The organism is Sinomonas gamaensis (genome assembly GCF_005876955.1).
GTDB classification, from domain to species: domain Bacteria; phylum Actinomycetota; class Actinomycetes; order Actinomycetales; family Micrococcaceae; genus Sinomonas; species Sinomonas gamaensis.
In genome coordinates, this window is record NZ_SSCL01000011.1 from 124,013 (window position 1) to 149,127 (window position 25,115).

Here is a 25,115-nt window from a genome sequence, read left to right on the forward strand (position 1 = left end):
CATGGACGTTCCGCGGCTCGCCACGCCGGGCGAGGCCATCGTCGTCGCCGAGCTGCTCGACGCCTTCAATCAGGAGTTCGCCACGCCCACGCCCGGGATCCGAGTTCTTGCCGAACGTCTTACGGCGCTTCTGGAGCGGGAGGACACTCTGGCGCTCCTCGTCGGGGAGCCGGCGGTCGGCGTCGCGCTCGTGACGCTCCGGCCCAACGTCTGGTACGAGGGCCCGGTAGCGCTCCTGGACGAGCTGTATGTTGTGCCGGGCAGCCGGGGCGAAGGCCTCGGTTCGCTCCTCCTCGAGGCGGTCGAAGACCACGTCGGCGAGCGGGGTGCGGAGCTCGTGGAGATCAACGTCGACGGCGAGGACGTCGATGCCCGGCGCTTCTACGAGCACCACGGCTACAGGAATCGAGATCCTGGGCAGCCAGAGCCGCAGCTCTATTACTCCCGGGAGCTGGGGCCTCAGCCGGGGCCGGACCGGCGAAGGCCTCAGCCCGGCACCTAGGATGGCTCCATGACTGCCGCGCAACCCGTCACCGAGTCCGCCGCCGCACAGGCTTTCCGGCTTCGACGCGCGCGGACCAGCGATGTGGCGGCGATCAGGCGTCTCGTTGCGCCCCTTGCCGAGCGCCGGATCCTCATTTCCAAGGAGTCGGTGGCCTATTACGAGGCGATTCAGGAGTTCCGCGTCGCCGAGACGCCCGAGGGCGAGCTCATCGGCTGCGGCGCCCTGCACGTGATGTGGGAAGACCTCGCCGAGGTGCGCACGCTCGCCGCCGCGGACGACTGGCGGGGGAGGGGCGTGGGGCATGCGCTGGTGGAGCAGCTGCTCCGGGACGCGGTCGACGTCGGCGTCCAGCGCGTCTTCTGTCTCACCTTCGAGGTTGGCTTCTTCGAGCGCCATGGGTTCGAGGTCATGGCTGACCAGTCGGCCGTCGACCCCGAGGTGTACTCGGAGCTCCTGCGGTCCTCCGATGAAGGCGTTGCCGAGTTCCTCGACTTGGCGCGCGTCAAGCCCAACACCCTGGGCAACACCCGCATGATCAAGTGGCTCGCTGGGCGGGCGAGGGAGTAGCGGTCCGCAGGCTGCCGACGTCGAACGTGACCTCGGCGATCAGCGTGCTGGGGCACTGGGGTCCCCACGGATGCTCGACCCTCGGGGTGAACCTCGCCTGCTGGGTTCCGATCGGCTCGCCTGAGGCATCGGTCCCGGTCAGCGTGAGGTCGATCGGGCTTTCGGTGAGGGACCGCATGAGGATGGACGCCCGCTTCCAGCCCGGGCCCGCCGAAGGCCCGGAATCGTCCATGACGTCCAGCTGGCCGCCGCTGCAGAGGCCGTCTTGGCAGGCCTGACCCGAGAGGGTGCCGGGCTTCAGGGTGGCCGCACGCTGCGGCGTGATGTGGATGGTGACCACGGGTGCCGCCGCGATCGCGGGGCAGGCGACGGGCCCGGGGACGCAGGCGGCGAGGGGCAGCGCGACCAGTGCAGCGGCCAGTGCGGCGAAGGGCGCCCGGAGGGCGTGGGGCCCGCTCATGACGAAAGGCTACGGCAGGACGAGTCCGCCGTCTCTTTCGGCCGCCAACCCGTCGGCGACGAGTCCGGCGATGCAGCGCTCGAGCCGTTCGGGATCGGGCCCGAGGGCATGAAGCCGCGTGAGCGCTGCGGCGATCGGACCCTCGCCCCCGGCCGCCGGGAGCGCCGGCGCGTCGAAGAGGGGGCGCGGCACGGGCCGCGAGGCTGCCCTGAGGACGGCCATGACCGCGCCCCGCACCTGCCGGTCCGAGCCGTGCCACGCCTGGCCCTTGGGGACATACGACGGCGGCGGCTCGCCCGCCGCTCGCCACGCGCAGTCACGCGCCACCGGGCACGCGGCACACTTCGGAGAGCGAGCCGTGCAGACGACCGCTCCCAGCTCCATGACCCCCGCGTTCCAGCGCACCGACGCGGAAAGGCGACCTGCGCCGTCGTCGTCCGGGAGCAGTTCCTCGGCGAGCCTGCGCTCGGCCGCTGTGAGCGCCGGCGAGGGGAGCGCCTCGCCACGTACGAGGCGCGCGTGCACGCGGCGGATGTTCGTGTCGACGACGGCGGCCCGGCGGCCGAACGCAAACGCGGCCACGGCGGCGGCCGTGTAGCCGCCAACGCCGGGAAGACTGAGGAGGCCGGCCTCGGTGTCCGGCAGAACGCCGCCGTGCTCGTGGGCGATGACTGTCGCGGCCGCATGGAGGCGCAGCGCACGCCGTGGATAGCCCAGACGGCCCCACGCCCGGACGGCCTCGCCTGCCGGCTCCGCCGCGAGATCAGCCGGCTGAGGCCAGCGCTCCATCCACTCGCGCCAGACGGGGAGGACCCGCACCACCGGAGTCTGCTGGAGCATCACCTCGCTGACGAGGATTCCCCAGGGGCTGCATTCAGGGTCGCGCCACGGGAGGTTGCGCGCCTCGTCGGCGAACCACTCCACGATGGTCGTGTGCAGCCCTTCGAGCACGGCAGGGCTGAGGGCTGGCTCGGCGACGGCGGTCAGGGCTCCTCCTTTGCGGGATCGCGTTTGCGGGATCGCGGCCCTTGCGTAATCAGGGCCATTCCACTGTAGCCGCGGCGGCGCGCCGACCCGGTCTTGGCGGCAAGGTTTCCTAGCCTTGAAGCATGCCGACGCCGCGACGACCCGTTCCACAGCGACAAAGCCAAGCCGTCTACCGGCGCCGTCGCCTCGTCGCCGCGGCCCTCCTTGTCCTGGTGCTCGGCGTCCTCGGGGTTGGCGGCTGGACCCTCGCGCGAGGGCTCGGGCACGCTTCGGCAACGCGCGCCGCCGTCGATCCGGGGCCGCTCGCGACCGTTGCACCCTCGCTGTCGGCTTCCCCCTCGGCTCCGGCGGCGACGCCGACGGCAGCTCAGACAACTGCCCCGGCCGCCGCTCCGACGGCGTCCCCGACCGTCTCCCCGACTCCGACGTGCGATCCCGCCAAGATCGCCGTGGCAGCGTCCACGGATAAGCAGGTCTATGCGCCGACGGAGAATCCCGTGCTGACCCTCAAGGTCACCAACCAGAACCCGATTCCGTGCCCCGTCAATGTGGGCACGAGCCAGATGGAGTATCTGATCGTCAGCGGCGCGGACCGGATCTACGACTCGAAGGACTGCCAGGACGGGGCCGAGGATCTCGTGAAGACCATCGCGCCTGGGGCCACCGAGACCGCGAACCTCCCATGGTCGCGTACCCGGTCGACGGAGGGCTGCAAGGCCATCACCGTCAAGCCGCTTCCCGGCACTTACGTGCTGACGGCGTCGCTCGGATCGCTCCAGAGCCCGAAGGCCGTGTTCACGCTCCAGTGACGCCCGCGGGCCTGCACAGCGAGGTCAGAGGAAGCGGTCCAGGAGGCTCGCCTCGGCCATGCGGCTGAGGCCCTCGCGCACCGTCCGGGCACGCTGCTCCCCGATGCCGTCGACCGTCATGAGGTCCTCGATCGTCGCGGCCATGAGGTTCTGGAGGCCTCCGAAGTGGTCCACGAGCCGCTCGGCCACTGCTCTGGGAACGGGCTTGAGGCCTGAGATGAGGCGGTAGCCGCGGGGTTCGACGACGGCGTCGAGCGTCGCTTCGCCCCCCGCGTAGCCGAGGATCGCGGCCACGCGGTTGAGGTCGATGAGGTCGGTGGCCGAAAGGTCTGCGAGGGCCTGGACTGCCGCTTCGATGGTCTCGGGCGTCGCGTCCTCGCCCGCGTAGTCGCGGATGACGACGTCGCTGCCTGGTCCGCGCCCCACGGTGAGTTCCTCGAGCTGGAGCGAGAGCAGGCGGCCGTCCTCTCCGAGTTCGAGCACGTACTGGCTGATCTCCTCCGAGATGCGGCGGACCATCTCCTGGCGCTGCAGGGTCTGCGCGACGTCCCGCACGGTGACCATGGCCTCGATCTCCAGGGCGGAGAGGGAGTTGGTCACCTGATCGAGCCGGGCCCGGTAGCGTTCGAGGGTGGCGAGCGCCTGATTCGCGCGGGCGAGCACCTTCTCCGAGCCTTCGAGGACGAACCTCAGTCCGCCCACGTACAGGGCGATGATCTGCATGGACTGGCTTACCGAGATGACGGGGAGGCTGGTCTGGATAGCGACACGTTCTGCGGTGCGGTGACGGGTCCCGGATTCGGAGGTGGGGATGGTCGAATCCGGCACCAGGTGCACGGCCGCCCGGATGATGGTCTTCGCCTCGCGGTCCATGACGATGGCACCGTCCATCTTCGCGAGCTCGCGCAGGCGAGTCGGAGAGAACTCGATGCCGATTTCGAAGCCGCCCGAGCAGAGGGACTCGACGGTGCGGTCGAAGCCGAGGACAATCAGAGCGCCGGTGCGGCCGCGGAGGATGCGTTCGAGCCCGTCACGGAGGCCGGTTCCCGGTGCAACCCGACCCAAGGTGTCGGCGAGCACTTCCTCGGGACTCCGAGCCATATGACGTTCCCTTTCGCGGCACAGCAAAGGCACCCACGTGGGCACTGAGTCCCATGGTATATGCGCGTGCGGACGCGTACGTGCCGGAAAATGGCAACGATTCGGCCTCAGGATGGCGTGATGAGGAGGCCGAGTGCCTCGGCCACGTGACCCACCTCACGAACGGAGAATCCGGGGGGAATCTCGCCCGGGCCATTGGGGCTTGCCGGGACCACGGCGTGGGTGAAGCCGAGCCGGTGGGCCTCCTGAATGCGGCGATTGATGCCCGGCACGGGGCGCACCTCGCCCGCGAGGCCGACCTCCCCGAACGCGATGAGCCGCTGCGGAAGTGCTTGTCGCGTCTTTGCCGAGGCAACGGCGAGGGCGACCGCGAGGTCGGTCGCGGGCTCGCTGAGCTTGACGCCGCCAACGGTGGCGACGTAGCTGTCGTCCTTGTGCAGGATGCAGCCCGCCCGTTGTTGGAGGACCGCGAGCAGCATGGCGACGCGGGACGAATCGAGCCCGCTCGTGGCCCGCCGAGGCTGTCCGTTTGCGCTCTCGGCAAGGAGCGACTGCACTTCCGCGAGCAGCGGCCTGCGGCCCTCGAGCGTCACGGTGATGCACGTTCCGGACACGGGCTCCTTCGTCCGCGAGACGAACAGCCCCGAAGGATCGGTGACGCTCGAGATCCCCTCTTCGCCCAAGTCGAAGCAGCCGACCTCGTCCGTGGGCCCGTAGCGGTTCTTCACAGCGCGGATCAGACGCAGCCGCGAGTGCCTTTCGCCCTCGAACTGGCAGACGACGTCCACGAGGTGCTCGAGCAGGCGCGGGCCCGCGATCGATCCGTCCTTCGTCACGTGGCCCACAAGGAGGGTGGTCATGTTCCGGCGCTTGGCCGCTGCGATGATCGACGCCGCGACCTCGCGGACCTGCGAGACGCCGCCTGCACTTCCCTCGACTTCCGCGCTCGAGAGGGTCTGGACGGAGTCGACGACGAGGAGGCGCGGCTCCAGCTTCTCGACCTGGCCGAGGGCCTGGGCGAGGTCCGTCTCCGCCGAGAGATACAGCCCGGGGGCGACGGCGTTGATCCGCTCGGCACGGAGCTTCACCTGGGCGGCGGACTCCTCGCCCGTCACGTAGAGGACCCCGCCGGGGGTGCTTCCCGTGGCGGCGACCTTGGCGGCAACGTCGAGCAGGAGCGTCGACTTGCCCACGCCGGGCTCCCCCGCAAGGAGGATGACCGCGCCCGGCACGAGCCCGCCGCCGAGCACTCGGTCGAGCTCGCTCACGCCAGTCGGCAGGAAGGCCGCCTCGGTCGCATCGACCTCCGCAATCTGGCGAGCCGGCTCGCGGACGCTCGTGGCCGCCGTCGTCCGCGCTACGGTGACGCCGGCCTCCTCGACGGTTCCCCACGACTGGCATTCGCCGCACCGGCCCACCCACTTCGCCGTGGTCCACCCGCATTCGGCACAGCGGTAGGCGGCGGCGCGGGAGGATCGGGCGGAAGTCTTCGAAGCCATGTGCCCAAGGCTAGCCGCGGCCTCCGACATTCTTGGGCGTCACAAGTCCGGCAGGCGTCACAGGTCCGGCAGGAGCGCTATCGCATCGTTGTGCTCGTAGCCGGTGGCCTCGAGGAGGTCCACCAGCATGGGGCGGATGAGGATCACCAGGGCCTCGCCCTCGAGCCGCTCGACATGGAGTTTGCGCGGGTGGGCGCGGGCGGCGATGTCCTCGAGCATGAGGCCTGCGGAGCGGAGGTTCGCGCGGCGTTCTGCGCGGTCCCATGTGGAAAGGCCTGCAGCCACGAGATCGAGCGCCTCCGCGGTGTCCTCGAGGAGGTCGGCGATGCCCTCCGACGCGGCGCTTGAGAGTGCGGCGTTGTTGATCGCGCTCGTGAGGCGTCTCGCGACGACGCGCCCGTTGCGCAGGGCGAGGTCGAGGTACTCGACGGCCTGCGCGAAGCTCTCGATTTCGCCCCGGTACCGCCGATACGCGGGGGCGAGCCGGGCGACCTCGCCAGAGGTCTTGAGCGTGCTGCGGATCGTGTCCACCAGCCCTTGGGAGCCGCGGCCGCGGACGAGCGCGTGCCATGCCCGAGTCGAGTCGCTGTCCTTGAGTGCCACGGAGCATTCACGCAGCATCTCGGAGAACGCACCGACGAGCTGCTGGAGGTCGTGCCGTGGCTGTACCCGCGGATCGCGGGGGACGAGCGCGGTGATGAGCAGCGAGACCAGACCGCCCACGATGGCATCCAGACTTCGCGTGAACGGGCCGCCGACTGGTGTGGGGAGCAGGACGACGAAGAGCGATTGGATGCCGAGCTGGGTAGCGAAGATCACCCCGCGGTCGAGGAAGCGGGCAAGCAGGAGCGAGACGATGAGCGCGAAGCCGGCCTGCCAGATCCCAGCCCCGGCGAAGGTCACCACCAGGTCGCCGAGGGCGATGCCCAGAGTGCAGCCGACCGATACCTCGAGAACCTTCCGCACCGTCAGATCGCGGCCGAAGCCGAGGGCGATGAGCGCCGAAGTCGCCGCGAAGATGGGTCCCACATGCCCGAGCAGGTACTGCGCGATCAGGTAGGCGAGCACGGCGCCGACGGTCATGAGGAGCGCCGGGAGGGCTGAGGCCCGAGTACGCGCCCAACCGGCCCTCGTCCGGTCACGGAGGACGTGTTCCACATGCTCGAGCCGCTGCATAGAGGCAGTCTAGGGAGGTCGGCAGCGCCCTTTACTCAGAGGGCCGTGTGATGTGCAAGACTCCCGCGCCGGTTGTCACCCCAACTCCGCCGCCCGTTCATCTTCCGTTAACCGACGGCGCGGAATCTCTTTACCTGAGGAACCTAGCTTCGAATCAGTACGACTCGTACGCACCCGTTCGGACGCGCCCTTCGCACGGCGCACCTGAAACCACCCTGGAAGGGGTCATTTCGTGAAGGCTATCCGTTTCGGCCGTCTTTCGGCCGTCGCCGTCGTTGCCGCAGGCGCGCTTGCCCTGTCGGCGTGCGGTTCCGACAATGCCACCGGCAGCAGCGCCAGCTCGACGCCGTCGGGCCCGAAGGTCACCGGGACTCTGACCGGCACGGGCTCGAGCGCACAGTCCGCCGCGGTCGACGCGTGGAAGCAGGGCTTCACCCAGGCGAACTCGGGCGTCACCGTCCAGTACTCGCCGGACGGCTCGGGCGCGGGCCGCAAGACGTTCATCTCGGGCGCGAGCCAGTTCGCCGGCTCCGACGCGGCGATGACGACCGATGAGCTCAACTCGGCGAAGGCCGTATGCGGCCCGGACGGCGCCCTCGACATCCCGGTGTACATCTCCCCGATCGCCGTGACCTTCAACCTGCCGGGCGTCACGTCCCTGAACCTCTCGGCCGACACGATCGCCAAGATCTTCCGCGGCCAGATCTCCAAGTGGAACGACCCGGCCATCGCCGCCGACAACTCGGGTGCCAACCTCCCGGATCTCAAGATCACGCCGGTGCACCGCTCCGACGACTCGGGCACCACCCAGAACTTCACCGAGTACCTTGCCAAGGCGGCCCCGTCGGTCTGGACCGACAAGTCGAGCCAGACCTGGCCGGCGTCGCTCCCCGGCGAGAACGCGAAGGGCACCTCCGGCGTCGTCAAGACCGTGACCGACACGCAGGGTGCGTTCGCCTACGCCGATGACTCGGCCGTGGGCGGCAGCCTCGGCAAGGCCAAGATCAAGGTCGGCAGCCAGTTCGTGGCCCTCTCCGCCGAGGGCGCCGCGAAGGCCGTCGAGATCTCGAAGCCGGCCGACGGCCGCGCCGCGAACGACCTCGCGCTGAACCTCGACCGGACCACGACCGACACGTCGGCCTACCCGATCGTCCTCGTCTCGTACCACGTCGTCTGCACGGCCTACAAGGATCAGGCCACCGCGGACCTCGTGAAGGCGTGGGAGAACTACGTCGTGTCCGACGCCGGCCAGAAGGCCGCCGCCTCCGCCGCGAAGAGCGCCCCGCTTTCCTCGGCCCTCGCCGCGAAGGCCAAGACCGCGATCGCTTCCATCAAGGTCAAGTCCTAGTCAAGAGGTCTCCAGCGCAAGCCCGCCCCGACCGCAACCGGCTGGGGCGGGCCTTGCGCTGGGTGCGAGAGGACGTGTCAAGATGACGAGAACCGCTGGCGAAATGACCCCTGCAACATCCAAGGGACCTGATGTGACCACGACCCAGACCAAGACCCCGGAGCAGGCCGAAGGGCCGCGCCCACTGTCTGCGCGTGAGGGCGCCGGGGGAGACAAGATCTTCTCGGGGGCTGCGCTCGCGGCAGGCGCCATCATCCTCGTGGTCCTCTTCGCCGTCGCGGTCTTCCTCATCGCGCAGGCCCTCCCCGCGCTCGTGGCGCCGCAGGATCAGATCGCTGGCGGGAAGGGCTTCTGGGCCTACATCCTGCCGCTCGTCATCGGAACGGTGATCGCGGCCGTCATCGCCCTGGTCATCGCTACCCCGATCTCCATCGGCGTGGCGCTCTTCATCTCGCACTACGCCCCCCGGGAGATTGCCCAGATCCTCGGCTACGTGATCGACCTGCTCGCGGCAATCCCCTCGGTCGTCTTCGGCGCGTGGGGCATCTCCTTCCTCGCCCCGGCGCTCGTTCCCGGCTACAACTGGCTTTCCTCGACCCTCGGCTGGATCCCGATCTTCGCGGGGCCGCCATCGGCGACCGGCAAGACGATCATGACGGCCTCCGTCGTGCTGGCCGTGATGATCATCCCGATCATCACGTCGATCTCCCGCGAGATCTTCCTCCAGACGCCCAAGCTCCACGAGGAGGCCGCCCTGGCCCTCGGTGCGACCCGGTGGGAGATGGTCAAGATGGCCGTGTTCCCGTTCGCCCGGCCCGGCGTGATCAGCGCCGTCATGCTCGGTCTCGGCCGCGCGCTCGGCGAGACGATGGCCGTGGCCCTGGTGCTCTCCTCGGGCCCGCTCCTCGCGAGCCTCATCAAGTCCGGCAACCAGACGATCGCGGCGGAGATCGCCCTCAACTTCCCCGAGGCGAGCGGCCTGAGCCTCAGCACGCTCATCGCCGCCGGCCTCGTCCTCTTCGTCATCACCCTCGTGGTCAACGTCGTCGCCCGCTGGGTCATCAGCCGCCACAAGGAATTCTCGGGAGCGAACTGACATGGCCTCCATCACGACCACTGCCCGCCGTTCTGCCCTGACCCGGAATCGCCTGCCCCGCTACGCGATCTGGGCCGCCGTCGTCGTGGGCCTCGTCCTCGGCGCCGCGCTCTCCACGCTCGTGGGATTCAACCCCTTCGGGTGGGGCGTCTTCGCCGCGATCGTGTTCACGGCCGTCTACGTCGCGTGGAGCGGCGTTGTCGAAGGCTCCCGCAAAGCGAAGGACAAGCTCGCCACGTGCCTCGTGGTCGGCGCCTTCCTCGTGGCCCTCCTGCCTCTCATCTCGGTCATCTGGACCGTGCTCGTCGAGGGCACCAAGGGCCTCGCGACGCCCGGCTTCCTCACCACCTCCATGAACGGCGTGAGCGGCATCCAGGACAACGAGTCCGCCAGCGACGGCACGAAGGTCCTCGGCGGCATCTACCACTCGCTCCTGGGTACCCTGCTCATCACTCTTTGGGCCACGATCATCTCGGTCCCGATCGGCCTGCTCACCTCGGTCTACCTCGTCGAGTACGGCAACGGGAACCGGCTCTCGCGGGGCATCACGTTCTTTGTGGACGTGATGACCGGCATCCCGTCGATCGTCGCCGGCCTCTTCGCCGCCGCCCTGTTCGCCACGATCTTCGGCCCGGGCACCAAGACCGGGTTCGTGGCCGCCGTCGCGCTCTCCGTGCTGATGATCCCGGTGGTGGTGCGCTCGAGCGAGGAGATGCTTCGGATCGTCCCGAATGAGCTCCGCGAGGCCTCGTACGCGCTGGGCGTGCGCAAGTGGCGCACCATCCTCAAGGTGGTGATTCCGACGGCGATCTCCGGCATCGCCTCGGGCGTCACCCTTGCGATTGCCCGAGTCATCGGCGAGACGGCACCGATCCTGGTCACGGCCGGTTTCGCGACGAAGATCAATACCAACGTCTTCGCGGACTGGATGTCGTCGCTGCCCACGTTCATCTACACGCAGATCCTCAACCCGACCTCGCCCTCGAATCCGGATCCGAGCCTTCAGCGTGCGTGGGGCGCCGCGCTGGTGCTCATCATCTGCGTCATGATCCTCAACCTCGTCGCACGCCTCGTGGCCCGGTTCTTCGCGCCGAAGACCGGACGCTGACCGAGCCCTGCGCCAGCGCATTCCAGACCGCACTGAATCGAAGGAAAGCATGTCCAAGCGAATCGACGTCAAGGACCTGAACGTCTACTACGGCAACTTCCTGGCCGTCGAGGGCGTCAACATCAACATCGCCGCCCGCTCCGTCACGGCCTTCATCGGCCCGTCGGGCTGCGGCAAGTCCACCTTCCTCCGCACCCTCAACCGGATGCACGAGGTGCTCCCCGGCGCGCGCGTCGAGGGCGAGGTGCTGCTCGACGGCGACGACCTCTACGGCTCGGGCGTCGACCCGGTGGCGGTGCGCACTCACGTGGGCATGGTCTTCCAGCGGCCCAACCCGTTCCCCACGATGTCCATCCGCGACAACGTGCTGGCCGGTGTCAAGCTCAACGGCAAGCGCATCTCGAAGAGCGACGCGGAAGGGCTAGTCGAGTCCTCGCTCCGCGGCGCCAACCTCTGGAACGAGGTCAAGGACCGGCTCGACAAGCCCGGTTCCGGGCTCTCCGGCGGTCAGCAGCAACGGCTCTGCATCGCGCGCGCCATCGCCGTGAAGCCGGACGTGATCCTCATGGACGAGCCGTGCTCGGCCCTCGACCCGATCTCGACCCTCGCGATCGAGGACCTCATCGAGGAGCTCAAGGCGAACTACACCGTCGTGATCGTGACCCACAACATGCAGCAGGCCGCCCGCGTCTCGGACAAGACCGCCTTCTTCAACATCGCGGGCACGGGCAAGCCGGGCAAGCTCATCGAGTACGCGGCCACCACGGAGATCTTCAACAACCCCAAGGTCAAGGCCACGGAGGATTACGTCTCCGGCCGCTTCGGGTGAGCTGCTAGGGAATCTCGTGCCGGGCTCGTGCCGGTGGCTCAGTACCGGGCGAGGGGGTCCAGCGCTAGGCCGAGGATGAGCCCGAGGAGGGCCGTGGCCAGAGGGGTGGCGACCCAGAACGCCACGAGCCGGGCCAGGAGGTTCCCCTTGACCGCCGCGAAGTCCTGGTTGCTTCCCGCGCCGAGGATGGAGGCGGTGACGGTGTGCGTCGTCGAGAGCGGCCAGTGCAGCCACAGCGCCCCGAAGAACAGCATGACCGTGGTGACGGCCTGCGAGACGAAGCCTCGCAGCGGATCGGTCCGCACGAGCCGGTGGCTGAGCGTGTAGGTGATCCGCCAGCCGCCGGCGAGCGTCCCCAATCCGAGAGCCGCCGCGGCGATCCCGACGATCCACGGGGGCACAGCCGACCAGTCGGCACCCGAACCGACGGTCGCGAGGACCAGGACGGCGATGATGCGCTGCCCATCCTGGAGGCCGTGGCCGAACGCGACGGCGGCCGTTCCCACGGACTGGGACGCGCGGAGCGCGGCGTGGGCCTCGCTCGGCTGGCGATACCGCGCAATCCAGGTCACGAGGCTCGTGAGGAAGAACGCCGCGCCGAAGGCGAGGAGCGGCGACAGGATGAGCGGAAGCCACACCTGCAGCCACAGCACGTCAGCGACCCCGGCCTGCGGGGCGTGCCCTGTGAGGAGCTCCGCGATGCTGCCCCCGGCGATTCCACCCACGAGCGCGTGCGTCGACGACGACGGATAGCCGCGCCACCACAGGTAGACGTTCCAGAGGCTCCCGGCCGCCACGCCGGCGAGGAGCAGGACAAGGCCGCGCCCGCCGTCGGGCGTCTTGAGCCAGCTGCCGCCGAAGTAGTTCAGGAGCCACGCGCTCGCGAGTGCGCCGATGACGTTGAAGAACGAGGCGAGCACGACGGCGATGCTCGGCGTGAGCGCGCGGGTCCGGACCGTGAGTCCCACGGCGTTCGAGGCGTCGCGGAAGCCGTTGAGGAAGCCGAAGACGGACGTCACGACAACGACCGCGACGCTGAGGGCAATCGTCACGGCACGGTTCCTTCGGCCACGTCAGGATTCCTTGACGATGATCCGGCCAACGTTCGTGGCGATGTCCCTGAAGGCCTGCGCGGCGCTCAGGAGAGCACGCGCCATTTCTGCGTTGCGGGCATAGTGGCCGATCGAGAGCTCGCGCATCGAGTCGGCGCTCCAGACCCGGTGGGTGTGATTGGCGCGCTTCGCGAGGCGGGTGGTCTCGATCCAGTAGTCCTCGAGGTCGTCGAGCCGGCCGAGGCTCCGCATCGCAGTGACGGTGAGCTCCGCCTGTCGGTTGACGATCTCGAGCTGGTCAGAAGCTTCCCGGGCGATCCGGTCGAGGCGGTTGAGCACCACAACCTCGCCCACGGCAACGAGCTGCTCCATGCCCATCACGAGTCCCTCGGAGAGATCGAGCAGGTCCTCGCGGGGAAGCGGGTTCACGAAGCTCGTGCGCAGCTGCGTCAGGAGTGCGCGTTGGAGCTCGGTCGTCTGGCGCTCGTGGTTCATGAGCTCGTCGAAGATCCGCTGGTGATCCTGCCGTCGGGCTCCGAACATCTCGGAGAGGACCTGCGCCGCCGAGACCGACTGCTGAGCCATCTTGGCGAGAAGCTCGAGTGCGGCGGTCTCCTGGGGGAAGAGGCGCAGCTTCATGGTTCTCCGGTTCGCGACGCTGAAGGGCAGATGGCGGGTCCGGCGGTGGCCGGCATGAGGCATGCTACGCGAGAAAAGTGAACTTGTGCGGCGCCCGTGATGCCGACCACTGAGGTGCCCCCGTGGCCCAACGCGGAGATTAGGGGTCGTCACCACGGAGGGCACCGTGGTGGGCCTCTTGCGCCTCCGGGAGGCGATTTCGCGTCATGATAGGGGCTCATACCGCTCAAATGAGCTGATAGAGCGGTATCAGGAAGGAAAAGCGGGGTCTCAATGGAGATGATCCGGCACGGAGGGTGGCGTCACCGTTTCCACGGAGACCGACGCGGTCCACCACTGAGACACGGGCCTGCCCTCGTACGCTCATCCCGAAGCTGTGTGCCGCGCTTTCTTCAAGGGAATGGAGTTTCGCCCTGAACGGAAGCGTGGCCGGCGTGGTTTCTTCCCTTCCCCAGTCTCGAGCGCGACGTCGCAGTGCGTCCTCCCCGACATCGTCATGACGGCCTCGACGGCTCGGCTGCCCGGAACCGCCTGGGGTCAGGCAATGAGAAAGGTCTGAAGAGGTTGTTTGATCATGTGGTCGACCGCGTCCTGCGGCACGTCGCGCAGGGCCGTGGTGTCCGGATCGTCGGTTCCCGGGGCAGCGGCAGAACGTCAGTCGTGAAGCAGCTCGTCGAGCATCTGGAGGAGCAGGGAACGAGGGTGTACAGCATCTTCGCGATTCCCTCGCTCGCGGCGGTGCCCTTCTCCGGGATCCTGTCGATGGGGCTCGACATCAGGACCCGCACGGTGGGGATCATGGGCATCTCGGACTTGCTCGCGGAGCAGCTCTCGCGCTCAGGCACGCGGCTCCTGGTTGTCGATGACATCGACAACCTCGATCGCGATTCCCTTGCCGTGATCGACGTGGTGCAGAAGCGCACCGAGGTCCCACTCATCGTCACCGCGAGCGACGTCCCGTTCGAGTCCAAGGCACCTGCAGTCGCGCTCGGCCGCTGGCCTGAGGTGACGGTGGCCATCCCCCCGCTCCGCTACGAGCAGGTCAACGCGCTGATTATGGAGAGGCTGGGCGCCCCGGCCGATGTGACGGTCTCCGCGCGGATCCTCGCCAAATCCGGGGGCAATCTGCGGCTTGCCGTGCGCATCATCGAGACGGCGAAGCTGAGCGAGCGTCTGGTCCTCCGGGAGGGCAGGTGGGCCCTGAGCGGGAACACCCTCATGAACGAGCATCTGCACGCGACCATCGAGGGCATGCTCCACGGCCTGGGCTCGGAGGAGTTCAAAGCCCTCGCCGTGCTCTCGCTCCACGGCCCCAGTCCGGTCGAGCGGCTCGTCGACACGATCGGAACCGACGTCCTCGACCGGCTCGAGCATCGCGGTCTCGTCTCCGCCGTGGCGGGCCCGGAGGGCGAGCTGCTCGCATCCGTCTTCCCGCCCGTCGTCGAGGACTACCTCACGGGGCACGTCCTCAAGTCCCGCAAGATCCTCCGCAGCGCCCTGAGCGAGAGCTTCATGTCGCCGTCGTACGAAGTCGTCGACGCGTCGGAGGCCGAGGATCCCGTCCGGGCCGCGCTCGGCGCCCTGCGCTCCGAGCTCGCGGGCAGCCATGCCGCCACCGTGCGGCACTTCCACAAGCGGCTCGAGTTCTTCGAGCGCGTCCATTACCGGGCGTGGGAGACCGACCCCAGCCTCTCCAACGCCGTCGCCTTCCTGCGGGTCTATTGGGGTGCGCCGATCGACGAGAACCGGGTCTGCGAGGTCTTCAGCGGGACGGACACCCGCCGCGGCGACCCAGGCGACCGCCTCTTCTTCACCATCACCAAGGCGATGTGGTTGACGAACGACGGCGATGCTGACGCCGCCTATGCGCTGCTCGAGGACTTCGCATCGAAGGAGCCGGCGTGGGAGGCCGAGGCCCGCGCGTTCGCCGTCCTCATCGAGTCGAACCTCAATGGGGTGCCCGCGGACGTTGACGAGTTCTTCGCCAAGCTGACGAGCCGTCAGCCTACGAGCGGCCTGAGCGCGATCGTGAAGGGCCTCATCGAGCTCTACAGGTTCAACCCGGACGCGGCGGTCGCCGCCGTGGACGCCGCCGCCGGCTTCGACACGCTCCCTCGTTTCGAGCCGTTCATCCGCGGGATGGCCCTCTTCGCCGCCGGGAAGTTCGACGAAGCGCTCGTCTATTCCCTCGAGCGTCGTCAGGTGGCCCTGCAGACAGTCGACCAGTTCAGCCTCGTCACCCAGAGCTACGTGGCCGCCCTCGCGTTGCTCTACCGCGGGCTGTTCGACGAAGCCGAGTACCTGATGGGGTGGGCGTTCGCCTTGGGCCGGCCCGGCTTCCTGCTCAGTTCGCTGTACAACGCGATGCTGCGTCTCTCCTCGCTCCGGGACGAGGAGGTGTCCTCGGCCCTCGGCGAGCAGGCCGGACCAGGCGCCCGCGACGTCGGCCCGCTGCCCGGCGTCGGCAAGGGGGTGTACGAGCTCGTCCTGCGCAAACCGCCGACGTCCGAGGCCTTCGACGTGCGCGCAAGCCGTCTCCTCGACGACCAGCTCGCCCATGGCTTCGTGTTCGAAGCCGTCTTCACCGGCGTGTTCGCGCTGTGCCTCCTGCCCGGACCACGCATGAGGGAACGCGTCGAGGCCCTCCTCCACGAGCGAGGCGTCGCCCAGCACGACCAACTGCTCGCCGTGGCCGGCGCCGCGCTCGAAGGCGATCTTCGTCTGGTGAGCCGGCTGCTCGAGGCGTACGTGCCGGACGGGGACGCCTACCAGATCGTGATGCTGCTCCACGGAGCCGCACGCCGGTTCCGCCTGGCCGAGGGTTCCTCGTCCCAAGCGACGGGTCTGGACCGCTTGGCCGAGAGGTTCGCGGCACGGTTCAAGACCGAGGGGCAGTTCATCGCGTTCGAGCCGGGTCTCCCCAACGCGATCCTCACCGACCGCGAACGCGAGATCGCCCTCCTCGCGGGCATCCAGACGAATCAGGAGATCGCCTCGCAGCTCGGTCTCAGTGTCCGCACCGTGGAGAGCCACATTTCCAATGCGCTACGGAAGACGAATGCGGTGACGAGGAAGGCCCTTTTCGAGCTGGTACGGAACTGGGTTCGCTAGCTTCCACGGAGATGAGTCCGGTTTGCCACCGAGTTTCTACTTGTTGACCACGGTGGCCCGGAATCCGCGGAATAGCCTGTATCCCGACGCATCCACTTGTGGTGTGGCTCCCCAGGGGGAGGGGTCGCCGAGGATGCGTCGGGAGGCGCGCCCGGGGTGCCATGTGGGGGGCATGGCACTTTGCACTCGCATCGTAGCCCGGGCGCGCTTCCGTCAGGCTATCCGACGTGCTGCGCAGCTACGCGGTGACCACTGAGGCTTTGAACTCCAGGGCAGAAGGCCCTTGGCAAGAATAGAGCGCCGAACCGGGAGCGCCTCTCGGCGGAAGGCCGCTCGAAGCGGCTAAAAGTTGGAGCCCGGGGCTACCGCGGTCCGACGCCACCCTCAGTCTTCTACGGGGTCCCGCGGTAGTCAACATTGACGTCCGCGGCCTCTGGCGCTAAGGGACAGCCCGCCGGATCAATCCAGCTGGCCGCGCCGCCACGCCTTCGCGGAGGCCTCGAGATCCTCGGCGGTCTTCACGAGCTGATTGGCATTGCGCGTGAGCTTCGTCGCGTGCTGGGCGTTCCCCCATTCCGCGCTGTCGGCCAGCTTGGCCTGCCCCAGCGCCACAACGCGGCAGAATGCGGCGGAGCGCTCCAGCGCAACGTCGAAGTCGCCGTCGAACGCCCCGGACAGGATGGCGTCGGCCATCGTGGTCAGCTCGTCCGCCCCTGGCGGCTCGGCGACGCCGGCGACGGCGTGGGAGACCTGCGCCGTGTCCTTCCCGGCCCTGAAGTAGACGGAGATCCGCTCCGGGTCGCTCCGGGTCGCGGCCCGGAGGGCATAGAGGCGCCAGAGCGCGCCGGGGAGCGATCGGGCAGGGCTCTCGGCCCACATCTCCGCGATGGCATCCAGGCCCTGCTCGTCCGCGAGGCGGACCAGGCGTCTCGTGATCTCGGGATCGTCGCTTTCCCGCCCGCGCCGGACGAGCGCCTGAGCCGCCAGATGGGCCGCCTCTGAGACCCGAGCGGGGTCCGCACCCCCGGCGAACGGCTCGAAATCGATGGGCGCGAACGGCTTCGGCTTATGCGGCCTGATCGGCCCAGAGCCAGATCCGGTACCTCCTGTTTGCTCGCTCATGCCAAGTACGGTACTCCTCTCGCGCCTGCGTTCCCACGGCGCTGCGCTAGAGTACTGAGTGACCGGCGCGCGCCGGCCGGGGCCTTTAGCTCAGTTGGTAGAGCAGCGGACTTTTAATCCGCGGGTCGTGGGTTCGAGACCCACAGGGCCCACCGAACGTCCGTATCTGTACCCGCTCCTGTGCCCGCTCCGCTCTGACGGCGGATTATCTGTACCCGAAACGGTGGGGCGTGAAGTCTCCGCCGACGGGGTAGAGCCACGTCATGAGGACCGCCTTGCTCGTGATCGACATGCAGAACGCCTTCTTCGAAGACGGCGCCCTGGACGCCCAGCGTGATCGGGTGGTGGGCGCCTGCAACGAGCTCATCGCGGAGGCGCGGAAGTCGGGCACGCATACCCTCATCGTGCGCACGGAACACGAGCGCGACCGGTCGACGTGGACCCTTTCCATGCTCGACGACGATCAGGGCTTCTCCTTCCACGGCACCGGGCAGGCGGAGCCGCTGCCGGAGCTGGACATCGCCGGCCTGCCGCACATGGTCAAGCGCCGCGACAGCGCGTTCTGGGGCACCGACCTCCTGCAGCGCCTGCGCACGTGGGACGTCGACACGATTCTTCTTGCGGGCGTCTCGATCCACCTGTGCCTCGCCCAGACTGCCTCGGACGCCTACGCGAACAACCTCCGCGTCGCCTTTGCAGGGGAGGCGATGGGTGCCGAGGCCCCGGACCGCGCCGACGCGATGCTCGACGTCCTGCTCAAGGAGTATCGGCAGAGCAAGCTCAGCCAGGACGATGCGCTCGCGCTGCTGCGCGGGTGAGGCCCCGCCGTCGTCCGTCAGGGAAGGCGAGCACACGATGCGGCGAGCTTGCCGCATTCCTCGTCGCTGAGCGCGGCGAGGCGATCATGGACGACGTCGGCGGTCACCCAGAGCTCGTCGGCCAGCTCTGCCGGGTGCTGGGTCCAGCGGTAGGCCTCGAGGAGATCCTCGAAGGGGATGAGACGGCGAGCAGTCTCCTCGCGCACGGCCCGCTCTGCCCGTGCGCCCACGCAGCTCGTGTGGCCGCGCTCGAGATGGACCAGCTCGTGGGTGAGCGCGCAGCGGCGTTCTGCCTGCTGGAGCCGTTTGTCGAGCCAGATCCGGCGACGGCCGTCGGTGCGCCCGAGAGCGCCGTCGGGCATGACGATGAAATGCAAGGTGACGTGGGCCAGTTCGCGCAGTGCCCCCCAAGGACTGAACACGGGATCAGGCTAGAGGGAGGGGCTGACATTCCTTGGCTGGCCGGGTTCCCTAGCCGGTCTGCGGACGCTCCTGGGGATCCTCGCCCCGGTCGTCCCATTCACGCTCGCGCTCGAGGTGCTCGTCAGGGCCTTGATAGGCGGCGAGGGCATGCCAGTCCTGGGGAAGTTCCTCGGCCTCCTGGCCCGCCTTCCGGGGACGAACACCCTCGACGGCCTGCCGGTTGAGATCGACGAGGGCCCGCAGCATCTCGATCGCGGCGCGCCGCGCTTTGGGGGGCAGATTGTCGACGCCGGGCGGCAGCTCGTCCGCGAACGGCGGCCCGGGCACGGGCTGGCCGGCGGCCTGGAAGGCCACGTCCTCGGTGACGCCGGCGAGCCACGCGATCGCCCGAATCGTGCTCGCCCGCGGACGGGACTTGTAGACGCCCTGACGGATGGCATTGATGGTGGTGACGGTGATCTTGTGGCCCTCGGCCTCGGCGATCTCAGCGAGGCGGAGGCCCGAAGCCTGTCGCTTCGCGGCTGCCGTCTCGATCAGATCGCGCAGGCTCAACGGCTCATTCACAGTCCTGGCTCTCTCCTCCAGCGCAGCTTGCAAGGTAGCGACACGCAACAACCTACATACCCATCCTGCCAGCGTTTAACAGGCAAATAGCACTTGTGGTGGCAACAAGTAGTTGCCTGTTAGCTTAAGTTAACTTGTAGCATAGAGCGTGGGATGGGGGGACCTGCGTGGAAGGACCCCGGCGAATGTCCGAGAGGAGACTTTCGTGAAGGTGAAGGACCCGGGGATGCTGCGGCGCTGGCGGCGGCAGGAGAACCTCTCTCAGGAGCAGCTCGGCTTCCTCGTGAAGCGCTCGCAGACCACCATCCACCTGCTCGAGACCGGACGGATGACCCGACTGAGCGAGGACCTCGCCCTCGCCCTGGCCATCCGCCTCAAACGCCCGTGGAACGAGCTCTTCGAACTCGAGGACGAGGAGAGGCTGGGCCGGCGCACTGCATCCGGCGCGCGGCACAGCCCTCCTCAGGAGCCTGGTTCTGTCAGCGCTCCAGACGGAAGCCAAGCTTGATGGTGACCTGCCAGTCCTCGATCGAGCCGTTCTCGACATGGCCGCGAATGGACTGGACTTCGAACCAATCGAGATTGCGGAGGGTCTGCGATGCCGTCTCGATGGCGTTCCGGACGGCCTGATCGACGCCGTCTGGCGACGTCCCGACGATCTCCGAAACGCTGTAGGTGTGCCCTGCCATGATTCCTCCTGACGGTCGGGGGCCACGAGGGCCCGACGGGTGGTGGCAGACTATCGCCGTGACTATCCCAAGGCCAGAGTTGGGACGCTCGCCGGCTGCCGATCCGCTTGTGGCGCGGCTGCGGGCGGCGGGGTGCGTGTTCGCCGAGGACGAGGCGCGGCTGCTGCGCGAGGCCGAGAGCACGGGGGGCGACCTCGAGTCCTTGGTGGCCAGGCGGGTGGCGGGGGAACCGCTCGAGCAGGTGGTTGGCTGGGCGGAGTTCTGCGGCCTGAAGATTTCCGTGGCGCCCCGCGTGTTCGTCCCACGACGGCGGAGCGAACTCATGGTACGGGAGGCAGTGCGGCTGCTTGCTGACGCCCCCGCCGCGTCGGTCGTCGTCGACCTCTGCTGCGGGAGCGGGGCCATCGGCGCGGCGATCACCCACGCCGTCCCTGGGGTCGAGTTGCATGCAGCGGATGTCGAGCCGGCCGCCGTCGAGGTCGCGGCACGGAACATCGAGCGGTTCCACGGCCAGGCCCACCTCGGTGATCTCTTCGCGGCGCTTCCGCCACGGCTGCGCGGCAGGGTGCGCGCCATGGCCGCCAATGCCCCCTACGTTCCGAGCGAGGAGATCGCCCTCATGCCGCTCGAAGCCCGCGTCCACGAGCCGCTCTCCGCGCTCGACGGTGGACGCGACGGCCTCGACATCCAGCGTCGGGTCGCAGCCGAGGCAGGAGAATGGCTCGCCCCCGGGGGATGGCTTCTCATCGAGACGAGCAAGCACCAGTCTCCATACACGGCCGCGCTGGTCTCCGCCGCCGGGCTGGACACTTATGTGCGCCGGGATGCGGAGATCGGGGGGACGGTCGTCGTCGGGCGTCGCACTGGCTAGTTGCGGCTCAGGACGAGGGCGGCGTTATGGCCGCCGAAGCCGAAGGAGTTGACGATCGCCGCGCGCGCGTCCACCTCACGCTTGACGTTCGCGACGACGTCGAGCTTGATCGCGGGATCGAGGCGCTCCACGTTGATGGTGGGCGGGACCACGCCCTCGCGGAGCGCCATGACCGAGGCGATCGCGCTGAGGGATCCCGACGCTCCGAGCAGGTGGCCGGTCATGGACTTCGACGACGTGACGGGGGCGTCGATTCCGGTCTCGGCGAGGGCTTCCGACTCGTTCAGGTCGCCGGTCGGCGTCGACGTCGCGTGCGCGTGGACGAAGTCGATGTCGCCCGGGGCGAAGTCCGCCGCCCGGAGCGCGAGGCTCATGGTCCGGGCCTGATTCGACGGGTCCGCGCCGACGATGTCGAAGGCGTCCGACGTGACCGCCGCGCCATCCAGGAAGGCCAAGATCTCGGCCCCGCGGGCGCGTGCATGCTCCTCGCGCTCGAGCACGAGCAGGGCAGCTCCCTCGCCGAGCACGAAGCCGTCGCGCTCAGCGTCAAAGGGGCGGGAGGCCGCCGTCGGATCCTCGTTGCGCTTGGAGAGCGCGCGAATCTGGCCGAATGCCGCAAGGGTCAGGCCGGTGATCGCCGCCTCGCTGCCCCCGGCCACCACCATGTCCGCACTCCCCGAGAGGATCATTTCGCGGCCCATCGCGATCGCCTCAGCCCCGGACGCGCACGCGCTCGTGGGGGTCCGCGCGCCGGCCTTGGCCCCGAGGTCGATCGAGAGCCAGGCGGCAGGGCCATTCCCCATGAGCATCGTGACCGTATGCGGCGAAACGCGGCGGTGCCCCGACCCCTTCAGGACGTGCTCCTGAGCAATCGTGGTGGTGATACCGCCGATCCCGGTTCCGACGACCACGCCGAGCCGATCGCGCTCGACCTCCGGGCTCCCCGCCATCGCCCAGGCTTCGCGGCCGGCCACAAGGCTGAACTGCTCACAGCGGTCCAGTCGCTTGACCTCGCGCACGGCGAGGGACTCGGCGAACGAGTCCGAGACGGTCCCGGCGATCTGGGTCGGCAGCTCCGAGGCCCAGTCAGCTTCGAGCACGGACACGCCGGACCGTCCCTCGCGGAGGGCTTCCCAGGTCGACGGTGCGTCGTTCCCGAGCGGGCTGACAGCCCCGAAGCCGGTGATAGCAATGCGGTCCATACCTCAAGTATTCCGGTCGGGGTACGTTTCCGGCGGTCATGGAGGGGTCAACGCGGGCCGATCGATTTTGGTGGAATCCTACAGAAGGAGGGCCCGTGAGTCCCTGCAGTTTCCAGCATCTTTGTGCCCCGTCCACAAATACGCAGATCCCTATGGGCTGCGCCTAAGCTGGGACGCATGACCACGGCGCTCATCACCGGCGCGAGCTCCGGCCTCGGCGCCGAGTTCGCACGCCAGCTCGCTGCCCAAGGCCACGCCCTCGTCCTCGTGGCGCGGGACCGCGCGCGGCTCGAAAAGCTCGCCGCCGAGCTGCGGTCGCGGACCGGAGTGGAGGTCGAGGTGCTGCCCGCGGACCTGACCGACGAAGCCCAGCTTGCCGCCGTCGTCGACCGCGTCGGCGACCCCGCGCGGCCGGTGGGCATTCTGGTCAACAATGCGGGGATCGGGCTGCTGCATGACTTCGACCGAACACCGCTCGAGGACGAGATCAAGCACGTCCGGCTGCACGTGGAAGCCCCGCTGAGCCTGTGCCACGCAGCTATCCGGGCCATGTCGGCGCGCAACGAAGGGCGCATCATCAATGTCGCCTCGGTCGCGGCCTTCGTGCCGCGCGGCTCCTATTCGGCGGCGAAGGCCTGGATGCTCGCTTTCAGCCGGTGGGCGAACCTGCACTACAAGCGGCGCGGGATCATCGTCACGGCCCTCTGCCCCGGCTTCGTGCACACCGAGTTCCACTCGCGCATGGGCATGACCACAAAGTTCATCCCGCCCTTCCTCTGGCTGCGGGCCGAGCGCGTGGTGCGGGAGGGGCTGGTAGACAATCTGCGCGGCAAGGGCGTGTCGATCCCCTCGCGCCGGTACAAGGCGGTCGTGCTCCTCAGCAGGGTGCTCCCCGGCCGGCTCCTGCAGGGGCCGCAGCGCAGGCCCAGGCGCTGAGGCTCCCAAGGCGCCCCCACTCGTTGCGCCGTCACGTTTACACGGTAAAGGGCGCAACGGGGTCAGCGCCCGGGCGGCAGCTCCATGATCCGGATCGGTGACCCCGACGTGAAGGCCGCGATGTCCTCGACGGCATCGCGGTAGAAGATCTCGTACTGCTCCTGCGTGACGTACCCGATATGCGGGGTGAGGATCGCGCGGGGTTCGCGTCGCAGCGGATGGGCAGCAGGGAGGGGCTCGACGTCGAACACGTCGAGCGCCGCGAGTCCAAGCCTCTCCTCGCGGAGCGCGTCGAGGAGCGCGGCCTCCTCCACGATGGGACCGCGCGACGTATTGACGAGGATCGCATCGCGCTTCATGAGCGCAAGCTCGTCCGCGCCCACAATCCCCCGTGAACGCTTCGAGAGCACCAGATGGATCGTGAGGATGTCCGCGGTCCCGAAGAGCTCCTCCTTCTCGACACGCCGCACCCCGACCTCCGCGGCGCGCTCATCAGTGAGGTTCTGGCTCCAGGCGACAACATCCATCCCGAACGCGAGCCCCACTTTCGCGACCCTGCTGCCGAGGTTGCCCAAGCCCAGGACGCTCAGGCGGCGCCCGTCGAGGCCGCGTCCGACCGTCGTCTGCCATCCTCCCGTGCGGATCGCGCCGAGCTCGACGTCGAGACGTCGGGTCGCGGCATGGATGAGCGCCCAAGTGTGCTCGGCGGCGGGGGCGGGCAGGTAGCCGGTCGAGCAGACCGTGATGCCGAGCGTGGCCGTCGCCTTGAGGTCGATGGAGGCGTTGCGCCGTCCTGTCGAGACGATGAGCTTGAGATTCGGGAGGCGCTCAAGGCGTTCCGCGGGGAGCGGGGTTCGCTCTCGCATCGCCACGACCACGTCGAAGTTCTCGAGGGCGGCCACGACGGCGTCGTCCTCATGGCCGAGGTGCTCCGAGAAGAAGGTGACCTCCGCGTCGAGGGAGTCCCAATCGGCAAGACGCGCGGCCACACTCTGGTAGTCATCGAGGACAGCGATTCTCATGGCCACAGCCTACGGCGGGGCTACGATCGGCGGGTGAGTCCGCGCCAACACCCCACACGTCCCCGGCTGACCGAGCTGCGCCTCGGGCGCCTCGACGCAGGCTATGCCGGCGACCTCGGGCCGGGCGAGCGGGCCGAGGGTCTCACGTTCGACGGGGTTGACCTCACCGATCGCGGCCTCGCCGGTGTCGCCTTTGTCGAATGTGCGCTCGACGGCGCCACGCTTGACGGCGCGGACCTCACCGGGGCGTCCTTCGTCGAAACGCGGATCGAACGGCTCGGAGCGCCCAGCCTTCGCGCTCCGCGCTCGCGGTTCCGGGACGTGGAGCTCGTTGCGTCGCGGATCGGCTCCGGCGAGCTCTACGACGGCACGTGGGACGGCGTGGTGGTGCGCGGCTGCAAGCTCGGATTCGTGAATCTCCGTGCCGCAGAGCTCACCGACGTGCTCTTCGCGGATTGCGTCATCGAGGAACTCGACCTCGGGAGGGCGAAGGCAACCCGAGTGGCGTTCGAAGGCTGCACCGTTGATGCCCTCGACGTGACGGCGGCCGAGCTCCGGCACGTGGACCTGCGCGGGGCCCGGTTGGGGCGGGTGGCCGGGATCGCGGGTCTGCGGGGAGCGGTCGTGAGCGGCTTCCAGGCCGCCGAGCTCGCCGAGGTCATGGCGGAGCATTTGGGGATCGCGGTCCGCGACTGAGCCCCCAGCACCGGTTGCGCCGTCACGTGCGCAGGGTGTGGACCCTGCGGAGGTGACGGCGCAACGGGGGGTTATTGGGCGTCGTGGTCGGTTTCGAGGACGGTGACGAGGTGGTCGAGGGCTTGGTCGGCGCCGGGGCCGTCGGCGCGGAGGATGACTTTCTGGCCGTATTCGGCGCCGAGTGACATGAGGGAGAGGATGCTGGAGGCGTCCATTGCCTCGTCTTCGGGTTCTCCTTCTTTGGCGATGGTGACTTCGATGCCGGTGTTGGCGGCGGCTTCGGCGAAGATCGCGGCGGGGCGGGCGTGGAGTCCGACGCGGGATCCGATGGTGGCGGTGCGTTCTGCCATGGGGTGGTGTCTCCTTCTTCTGCGGGTGGTCCGGGGTGGGTTCTCAGAGGCCGAGGTCGGCCAGGACGGGCAGGGCTGATCTGACGCTCTCGCGGGCGGCGTGGGCGGAGGGGGCGGCCAGGGCCTGGGCGGCGA

The 25,115-nt window shown here is 68.8% G+C and carries 27 protein-coding genes and 1 tRNA gene; 14 read left to right on the forward strand and 14 right to left on the reverse strand.

Going from position 1 to position 25,115, the window contains the following annotated elements:
- Window position 1 precedes the first annotated feature (1 nt).
- Both E5679_RS14915 and E5679_RS14920 read left to right on the forward strand, forming a co-directional pair.
- Window positions 2-502 carry a GNAT family N-acetyltransferase gene (locus E5679_RS14915; protein ID WP_138417256.1) on the forward strand — a complete coding sequence of 167 codons (501 nt, stop codon included), beginning with the start codon at window positions 2-4 and terminating at the stop codon, window positions 500-502.
- Between the two features lie 9 nt (window positions 503-511).
- Complete coding sequence (locus tag E5679_RS14920; RefSeq protein WP_138417258.1) at window positions 512-1,072, forward strand: amino-acid N-acetyltransferase; 561 nt, start codon at window positions 512-514, stop codon at window positions 1,070-1,072.
- Here E5679_RS14920 and E5679_RS14925 read toward each other — a convergent pair.
- Complete coding sequence (locus tag E5679_RS14925) at window positions 1,041-1,532, reverse strand: hypothetical protein (RefSeq protein WP_138417260.1); 492 nt, start codon at window positions 1,530-1,532, stop codon at window positions 1,041-1,043. The genes E5679_RS14920 and E5679_RS14925 overlap by 32 nt on opposite strands.
- A 9-nt stretch (window positions 1,533-1,541) precedes the next feature.
- The gene (locus E5679_RS14930) at window positions 1,542-2,456 is read right to left on the reverse strand and encodes an HhH-GPD family protein (RefSeq protein WP_420821079.1); all 915 of its coding nucleotides are present in this window, start codon (window positions 2,454-2,456) and stop codon (window positions 1,542-1,544) included.
- Between the two features lie 185 nt (window positions 2,457-2,641).
- Between E5679_RS14930 and E5679_RS14935 the strand changes: the two genes are divergently transcribed.
- Window positions 2,642-3,328: a hypothetical protein gene (locus E5679_RS14935; RefSeq protein ID WP_138417262.1), complete on the forward strand. Its 687-nt coding sequence runs from the start codon at window positions 2,642-2,644 to the stop codon at window positions 3,326-3,328.
- 24 nt (window positions 3,329-3,352) lie between these two features.
- Here the strand turns inward: E5679_RS14935 and disA are convergent, their stop codons facing one another.
- The 3 genes from disA to E5679_RS14950 all read right to left on the reverse strand — a co-directional run bounded on the left by disA (window position 3,353) and on the right by E5679_RS14950 (window position 7,104).
- Window positions 3,353-4,429, reverse strand: a complete 1,077-nt coding sequence (gene disA / locus E5679_RS14940; protein WP_138417264.1) for a DNA integrity scanning diadenylate cyclase DisA — start codon at window positions 4,427-4,429, stop codon at window positions 3,353-3,355.
- 107 nt (window positions 4,430-4,536) lie between these two features.
- A complete protein-coding gene (radA, locus tag E5679_RS14945; RefSeq protein ID WP_138417266.1) occupies window positions 4,537-5,928 on the reverse strand; it encodes a DNA repair protein RadA in 1,392 nt (463 codons plus the stop codon).
- Window positions 5,929-5,985: 57 nt separating this feature from the next.
- Window positions 5,986-7,104, reverse strand: coding sequence for an FUSC family protein (locus tag E5679_RS14950; protein WP_138417268.1), 1,119 nt, complete (start codon window positions 7,102-7,104; stop codon window positions 5,986-5,988).
- A 232-nt stretch (window positions 7,105-7,336) separates the two neighbouring features.
- Here E5679_RS14950 and pstS point away from each other — a divergent pair, with 232 nt between their 5' ends.
- The 4 genes from pstS (at window position 7,337) to pstB (ending at window position 11,485) form a co-directional block, all read left to right on the forward strand.
- Entirely contained in the window at window positions 7,337-8,452 is a 1,116-nt protein-coding gene (gene pstS / locus E5679_RS14955) for a phosphate ABC transporter substrate-binding protein PstS (RefSeq protein WP_138417270.1), read from the forward strand.
- 103 nt (window positions 8,453-8,555) lie between these two features.
- The gene (gene pstC / locus E5679_RS14960) at window positions 8,556-9,548 is read left to right on the forward strand and encodes a phosphate ABC transporter permease subunit PstC (protein ID WP_138417272.1); all 993 of its coding nucleotides are present in this window, start codon (window positions 8,556-8,558) and stop codon (window positions 9,546-9,548) included.
- Window position 9,549: 1 nt separating this feature from the next.
- Window positions 9,550-10,656, forward strand: coding sequence for a phosphate ABC transporter permease PstA (pstA, locus tag E5679_RS14965; RefSeq protein ID WP_138417274.1), 1,107 nt, complete (start codon window positions 9,550-9,552; stop codon window positions 10,654-10,656).
- 49 nt (window positions 10,657-10,705) lie between these two features.
- Window positions 10,706-11,485 carry a phosphate ABC transporter ATP-binding protein PstB gene (pstB, locus tag E5679_RS14970; protein ID WP_138417276.1) on the forward strand — a complete coding sequence of 260 codons (780 nt, stop codon included), beginning with the start codon at window positions 10,706-10,708 and terminating at the stop codon, window positions 11,483-11,485.
- 38 nt (window positions 11,486-11,523) lie between these two features.
- On the opposite strand, the gene E5679_RS14975 is transcribed toward pstB, so the two are convergent.
- Both E5679_RS14975 and E5679_RS14980 read right to left on the reverse strand, forming a co-directional pair.
- The gene (locus E5679_RS14975; protein ID WP_138417278.1) at window positions 11,524-12,537 is read right to left on the reverse strand and encodes an inorganic phosphate transporter; all 1,014 of its coding nucleotides are present in this window, start codon (window positions 12,535-12,537) and stop codon (window positions 11,524-11,526) included.
- 21 nt (window positions 12,538-12,558) lie between these two features.
- Window positions 12,559-13,176 carry a nuclease PIN gene (locus E5679_RS14980; RefSeq protein ID WP_138417280.1) on the reverse strand — a complete coding sequence of 206 codons (618 nt, stop codon included), beginning with the start codon at window positions 13,174-13,176 and terminating at the stop codon, window positions 12,559-12,561.
- A 576-nt stretch (window positions 13,177-13,752) separates the two neighbouring features.
- Between E5679_RS14980 and E5679_RS14985 the strand changes: the two genes are divergently transcribed.
- A complete protein-coding gene (locus E5679_RS14985; RefSeq protein WP_249336161.1) occupies window positions 13,753-16,287 on the forward strand; it encodes a LuxR C-terminal-related transcriptional regulator in 2,535 nt (844 codons plus the stop codon).
- 459 nt (window positions 16,288-16,746) lie between these two features.
- On the opposite strand, the gene E5679_RS14990 is transcribed toward E5679_RS14985, so the two are convergent.
- A complete protein-coding gene (locus tag E5679_RS14990) occupies window positions 16,747-17,409 on the reverse strand; it encodes a hypothetical protein (RefSeq protein WP_138417284.1) in 663 nt (220 codons plus the stop codon).
- A 79-nt stretch (window positions 17,410-17,488) separates the two neighbouring features.
- Here E5679_RS14990 and E5679_RS14995 point away from each other — a divergent pair.
- A tRNA-Lys gene (locus tag E5679_RS14995) sits at window positions 17,489-17,561 on the forward strand.
- A 111-nt stretch (window positions 17,562-17,672) separates the two neighbouring features.
- The gene (locus E5679_RS15000) at window positions 17,673-18,227 is read left to right on the forward strand and encodes a cysteine hydrolase family protein (RefSeq protein ID WP_138417286.1); all 555 of its coding nucleotides are present in this window, start codon (window positions 17,673-17,675) and stop codon (window positions 18,225-18,227) included.
- A gap of 17 nt (window positions 18,228-18,244) precedes the next feature.
- Here the strand turns inward: E5679_RS15000 and E5679_RS15005 are convergent, their stop codons facing one another.
- Together E5679_RS15005 and E5679_RS15010 are read right to left on the reverse strand one after the other, a co-directional pair.
- Window positions 18,245-18,649, reverse strand: a complete 405-nt coding sequence (locus E5679_RS15005) for an ImmA/IrrE family metallo-endopeptidase (RefSeq protein ID WP_138417288.1) — start codon at window positions 18,647-18,649, stop codon at window positions 18,245-18,247.
- Between the two features lie 49 nt (window positions 18,650-18,698).
- Window positions 18,699-19,202 (reverse strand): helix-turn-helix transcriptional regulator, encoded by a 504-nt coding sequence (locus tag E5679_RS15010; RefSeq protein ID WP_171042403.1) that lies wholly within the window; start codon window positions 19,200-19,202, stop codon window positions 18,699-18,701.
- A 217-nt stretch (window positions 19,203-19,419) separates the two neighbouring features.
- Here E5679_RS15010 and E5679_RS15015 point away from each other — a divergent pair, with 217 nt between their 5' ends.
- Complete coding sequence (locus E5679_RS15015) at window positions 19,420-19,722, forward strand: helix-turn-helix transcriptional regulator (protein WP_138417292.1); 303 nt, start codon at window positions 19,420-19,422, stop codon at window positions 19,720-19,722.
- On the opposite strand, the gene E5679_RS15020 is transcribed toward E5679_RS15015, so the two are convergent.
- A complete protein-coding gene (locus E5679_RS15020) occupies window positions 19,694-19,903 on the reverse strand; it encodes a dodecin (RefSeq protein ID WP_138417294.1) in 210 nt (69 codons plus the stop codon). The two genes, E5679_RS15015 and E5679_RS15020, sit on opposite strands and share 29 nt — an antisense overlap.
- A 58-nt stretch (window positions 19,904-19,961) precedes the next feature.
- Here E5679_RS15020 and E5679_RS15025 point away from each other — a divergent pair, with 58 nt between their 5' ends.
- Window positions 19,962-20,774 carry a putative protein N(5)-glutamine methyltransferase gene (locus tag E5679_RS15025; RefSeq protein WP_249336162.1) on the forward strand — a complete coding sequence of 271 codons (813 nt, stop codon included), beginning with the start codon at window positions 19,962-19,964 and terminating at the stop codon, window positions 20,772-20,774.
- Here the strand turns inward: E5679_RS15025 and E5679_RS15030 are convergent.
- Window positions 20,771-21,976: a beta-ketoacyl-[acyl-carrier-protein] synthase family protein gene (locus tag E5679_RS15030; protein WP_138417299.1), complete on the reverse strand. Its 1,206-nt coding sequence runs from the start codon at window positions 21,974-21,976 to the stop codon at window positions 20,771-20,773. The two genes, E5679_RS15025 and E5679_RS15030, sit on opposite strands and share 4 nt — an antisense overlap.
- A gap of 177 nt (window positions 21,977-22,153) precedes the next feature.
- Between E5679_RS15030 and E5679_RS15035 the strand changes: the two genes are divergently transcribed.
- The gene (locus E5679_RS15035; protein WP_138417300.1) at window positions 22,154-22,912 is read left to right on the forward strand and encodes an SDR family NAD(P)-dependent oxidoreductase; all 759 of its coding nucleotides are present in this window, start codon (window positions 22,154-22,156) and stop codon (window positions 22,910-22,912) included.
- A 62-nt stretch (window positions 22,913-22,974) separates the two neighbouring features.
- On the opposite strand, the gene E5679_RS15040 is transcribed toward E5679_RS15035, so the two are convergent.
- The gene (locus tag E5679_RS15040; protein WP_138417302.1) at window positions 22,975-23,934 is read right to left on the reverse strand and encodes a D-2-hydroxyacid dehydrogenase family protein; all 960 of its coding nucleotides are present in this window, start codon (window positions 23,932-23,934) and stop codon (window positions 22,975-22,977) included.
- Window positions 23,935-23,967: 33 nt separating this feature from the next.
- Between E5679_RS15040 and E5679_RS15045 the strand changes: the two genes are divergently transcribed.
- Entirely contained in the window at window positions 23,968-24,630 is a 663-nt protein-coding gene (locus tag E5679_RS15045) for a pentapeptide repeat-containing protein (RefSeq protein ID WP_171042404.1), read from the forward strand.
- 71 nt (window positions 24,631-24,701) lie between these two features.
- Here the strand turns inward: E5679_RS15045 and E5679_RS15050 are convergent, their stop codons facing one another.
- A complete protein-coding gene (locus tag E5679_RS15050; RefSeq protein WP_138414684.1) occupies window positions 24,702-24,980 on the reverse strand; it encodes an HPr family phosphocarrier protein in 279 nt (92 codons plus the stop codon).
- Between the last annotated feature and the right edge of the window lie 135 nt (window positions 24,981-25,115).

Bases quoted from the DNA above. Each gene is read 5' to 3' on its own strand.
- E5679_RS15030 (WP_138417299.1), bottom strand. From the start codon at position 21,976: ATGGACCGCATTGCTATCACCGGCTTCGGGGCTGTCAGCCCGCTCGGG.
- E5679_RS15050 (WP_138414684.1), bottom strand. From the start codon at position 24,980: ATGGCAGAACGCACCGCCACCATCGGATCCCGCGTCGGACTCCACGCC.
- radA (WP_138417266.1), bottom strand. From the start codon at position 5,928: ATGGCTTCGAAGACTTCCGCCCGATCCTCCCGCGCCGCCGCCTACCGC.
- E5679_RS15000 (WP_138417286.1), top strand. From the start codon at position 17,673: ATGAGGACCGCCTTGCTCGTGATCGACATGCAGAACGCCTTCTTCGAA.
- pstC (WP_138417272.1), top strand. From the start codon at position 8,556: ATGACCCCTGCAACATCCAAGGGACCTGATGTGACCACGACCCAGACC.
- E5679_RS14980 (WP_138417280.1), bottom strand. From the start codon at position 13,176: ATGAAGCTGCGCCTCTTCCCCCAGGAGACCGCCGCACTCGAGCTTCTC.
- E5679_RS14915 (WP_138417256.1), top strand. From the start codon at position 2: ATGGACGTTCCGCGGCTCGCCACGCCGGGCGAGGCCATCGTCGTCGCC.
- E5679_RS14925 (WP_138417260.1), bottom strand. From the start codon at position 1,532: ATGAGCGGGCCCCACGCCCTCCGGGCGCCCTTCGCCGCACTGGCCGCT.
- E5679_RS14950 (WP_138417268.1), bottom strand. From the start codon at position 7,104: ATGCAGCGGCTCGAGCATGTGGAACACGTCCTCCGTGACCGGACGAGG.
- E5679_RS15035 (WP_138417300.1), top strand. From the start codon at position 22,154: ATGACCACGGCGCTCATCACCGGCGCGAGCTCCGGCCTCGGCGCCGAG.
- E5679_RS15040 (WP_138417302.1), bottom strand. From the start codon at position 23,934: ATGAGAATCGCTGTCCTCGATGACTACCAGAGTGTGGCCGCGCGTCTT.
- E5679_RS14935 (WP_138417262.1), top strand. From the start codon at position 2,642: ATGCCGACGCCGCGACGACCCGTTCCACAGCGACAAAGCCAAGCCGTC.
- E5679_RS15020 (WP_138417294.1), bottom strand. From the start codon at position 19,903: ATGGCAGGGCACACCTACAGCGTTTCGGAGATCGTCGGGACGTCGCCA.
- pstB (WP_138417276.1), top strand. From the start codon at position 10,706: ATGTCCAAGCGAATCGACGTCAAGGACCTGAACGTCTACTACGGCAAC.
- disA (WP_138417264.1), bottom strand. From the start codon at position 4,429: ATGGCTCGGAGTCCCGAGGAAGTGCTCGCCGACACCTTGGGTCGGGTT.
- pstA (WP_138417274.1), top strand. From the start codon at position 9,550: ATGGCCTCCATCACGACCACTGCCCGCCGTTCTGCCCTGACCCGGAAT.
- E5679_RS14990 (WP_138417284.1), bottom strand. From the start codon at position 17,409: ATGAGCGAGCAAACAGGAGGTACCGGATCTGGCTCTGGGCCGATCAGG.
- E5679_RS14920 (WP_138417258.1), top strand. From the start codon at position 512: ATGACTGCCGCGCAACCCGTCACCGAGTCCGCCGCCGCACAGGCTTTC.